This window comes from Moorena sp. (assembly GCF_982860115.1).
Genome location: NZ_CEYLVT010000468.1, coordinates 1 through 1,401, shown reverse-complemented (window position 1 = coordinate 1,401; position 1,401 = coordinate 1). Strand labels below are relative to the sequence as shown.

Annotated in this window: 2 protein-coding genes; one reads left to right on the top strand and one right to left on the bottom strand. The window is 48.3% G+C overall.

What is annotated here, in order from left to right; all coding sequences use genetic code 11:
* Nucleotides 1–1,077 (top strand): PatA/PatG family cyanobactin maturation protease (locus AC4II3_RS32725; RefSeq protein WP_488017453.1); only part of this gene is annotated, 1,077 nt, incomplete at its 5' end.
* Here the strand turns inward: AC4II3_RS32725 and AC4II3_RS32720 are convergent.
* On the bottom strand, nt 1,047–1,241 hold the full coding sequence (locus tag AC4II3_RS32720; protein WP_488029736.1) for a hypothetical protein: 195 nt from the start codon (nt 1,239–1,241) through the stop codon (nt 1,047–1,049). The genes AC4II3_RS32725 and AC4II3_RS32720 overlap by 31 nt on opposite strands.
* Nucleotides 1,242–1,401: the final 160 nt, after the last annotated feature.

Sequence of the window (1,401 nt, the reverse complement as noted above, 5' to 3'; positions counted from 1 at the left end):
CCACCCCTAACCCCTCCCAGGAGGGGAACGGGAATCGGGAATCGGGAACAGGGAATAGGGAATAGGGAACAGGGAATAGGGAATAGGGTCGAAGAATTAACGGAAATAGGAACAGAAAACCATTTAACCTTATCTTCTGATGGGGTTAGCGGTGATAATATCACCGCTGATAATATCACCGCTGATAATATCACTGCTAATACTACAGCAGCGAATAATATTGTGCCCAGTGCTGGCTCAAACCTGGTCTATGTGATGGGAACGGTGGGGTATGATTTCGGCACAGAAGCAAGGCGGGATTCCTTTAAGCAGTTAATGCCACCGGTTGAAGTTAACGGGGTAATGGTTCCCTCCAACCCCTACGATGCCAGGCAAATGGGAGATTATCTGGGTCAGAATCTATATGAAGCCAAGTCTTTAATTTGGACCTTGAACCTAGAACTCACCCCCATTTATGCCCTGGAACCGGTGGGGGCATTTGCCGATGATACATACGCCACCTTGCAGGATATGCTGGCTAGTGAGGCATTGCCAGAAAACGATGATGAGTATATAGAACGGGTGAGTATGGCGGGACGGTTGAGCCAGAAAACTGTCAAACTCTTCTCTGGACAAGAGCTGCCGGTGTTGAAGCTTTATAGTCCCCGGGGCATGTACGGCTGGACAATCAACACCTTAGTGGATAATGCCATCGAGGCCGTTCGTCAGGAACAGGATAATGCCGATGAAGCGGCAATCCGGAAGTCTTTGACCGCATTTTTACATCGGGTCTATTATGATCTACGGAACTTAGGACAAGCTGACCGCGATCGCGCTATCAACTATGCCGCTATTAACGCCTTTCAAGCCGCCGAAAGTATTTCGGAAGCGGTAGCTATAGGCATGGAACTCCATAGTATTGAAGTAGAAAAGAGTCCCTTCTGTCGTTATGATAGCAACTGTTGGGATGTTAAACTGAAGTTCTTTGACCCAGACAATGGTCGCAGAGCCAAGAAAATCTATCGCTTCACCATTGATGTGATTGATTTGGTGCCAGTTACCTTAGGTCACGTGCGTTCTTGGTCGGTACCGAAGTAGGGAGTCGGGAGTCGGGAGTCGGGAGTCGGGAGTCGGGAATCGGGGAAAGAAAATTGGCGTTGCGTCAGTCTTTGAATGAATATTCGTAGAGTGGGCATCCTGCCCGCGCGAAGATAAGCATGAAACTGGCAAGATGCCAGTTCTACACAAGATGCCAGTTCCACGCAAGATGCCTATTCCACCTGAGTCTTAAAATCATTCCATTATTAAGCAATGCCAGAAAATTGAATGTATAGCGGTTTCTAGTCTAATGAGGTACACAAGATTTTTTCCCTGTTCCCGATTCCCGATTCCCGTTCCCCTCCTGGGAGGGGTTAGGGGTGG